This is a genomic window from Micromonospora sp. NPDC049799 (assembly GCF_040656655.1).
Classification (GTDB): Bacteria; Actinomycetota; Actinomycetes; order Mycobacteriales; family Micromonosporaceae; genus Micromonospora.
In genome coordinates this window covers 1-1,526 of sequence record NZ_JBFAMU010000813.1, presented here as the reverse complement: position 1 = coordinate 1,526, position 1,526 = coordinate 1, and the positions used below count along the sequence as shown (strand labels likewise).

Sequence of the window (1,526 nt, the reverse complement as noted above, 5' to 3'; positions counted from 1 at the left end):
GTGGCCATGGAGTCGTTCGAAGGCTCTCTGCACGGAAAGAGCGGCGCGTTCAACTACCGGGCCTCTCCGCGTGACGGTGACGGGTCCCTGCCGTGACGCGGCGGGCCCGACGCGGGCTCCCGGGTGGCCGGAGGCTCAGGGCTGGGCCGGCAGGCGGAACAACGCGTCGAAGTCGTGCCGGGTGACCGACCAGTCCCAGGTCGCCCGCGCGTGCGCGGCGGCGCTGCTGCCGGCGGTCCGCCACTGCTCCTCGTCGGTGGTCCCGGCCAGGATCCGCTGGGCGGCCTCCTCGGGCGTTCGCACCACCCAGTCCGCCGGGAACAGGGTGCGGGCGCCGCTGCGCTGGCGAGCGAAGAAGGGCCAGTCCCGCACCACCGGAAGCGCGCCGCTGGCGGCGCCCTCCACGAGGGCGCAGTGGAAGCTCTCCCGGACCGAGGTGCTGAGGATGACGCCGACACGGGTCAGCGCCTCCGGAACGTCGGTGACGTGACCGACCCGGGTGACCGCGCCCGCCGTCTCCAGCTCGCGGAGCTCCCGGTCGAGCGCCGCCTGGTAGTCGCGCACCGCGCCACCGGCGGAGGCCTTCAGGCCGTCGCCGATCAGGAGCAGCCGGTACCGGGAATCGGACCGGCGCAGCACCCGGAGCACCTCCAGGGCCCATCGTGGGTCCTTCGCCACCGCGCCGACGCCCACGAGTCCCAGGGTGAACCGGGCCGCCGGGTCCTTCGCCCTCGGATAGGCGCCCAGGTCCATGGCGTTGGCGATCACGTGCAGGCGGGGGGCGCCCTCACCGGACAGGTCGGGGGACACCGCCGTGACCAGCTCCCGAAGGTGCTCGGAGACGAACACCACGTCATCCACCCGGCTGAAGTCGACCAGGTGCGGCCAGAAGCTCAACGCCTCGAAGCTGTGCAACCGGATCACCACTCTCGTGTCGCCGGGGTCCACCAGCGTGACCAGAGCGGCGGTGGCGACGCACCAGTCGACGAAGAGCGTGTCCGCCCAGTCGAGATGCGGCCGCAGCCACTCCTCGACCCGCTCGCCGTACGGGGAGCTTCCGGTCACCAGGTGATCCACGACCGGGTCCACCCGCTTGATCAGCGGCCCGGCGGTGGGGTCGTCGGTCAGGTGCAGGTAGCGGAACTCCACGGCGGGGTGTGCCGCGTACCGTTCCCGGATCTCGCGCAGGAAGTGCGGATTGCCGTTGGTCAGCACCAGCAGCCGGAGCGGTCGGTCGGCCGGTGCCTCGGCCGCCGGCGTCCCGCGTCCCCGGGGGGCCAGCAGCGCCTGCCCCGTGACGCTGTCCCGGAGCGGCGCGAGGAAGGCCGAAGGGTCGTCCGCCAGCGGCGAGGAGAGCCGGTCGAAGTGCAGGCTCCGGTGGAACAGCACGCGCAGGGCGCGGTACAGGTGCCGGCCCGCGGTCCGTGGGTCGCCGGCGGTGAACCGCTCGTCGGCCACCGCCAGCTCGGCGCGGACGGCCTCGGTGAGGTGCGGCGGCGTGCGACCTGCCGCCAGCTCGTCGGCGG

Annotated in this window: 1 protein-coding gene; it reads right to left on the bottom strand. The window is 73.7% G+C overall.

Annotated features, from left to right (window positions below; genetic code table 11):
• Positions 1–135 precede the first annotated feature (135 nt).
• Positions 136–1,526, bottom strand: a 1,391-nt coding sequence (locus AB0I76_RS29720) for a glycosyltransferase (protein WP_357042399.1), incomplete at its 5' end; no start/stop codon positions are given.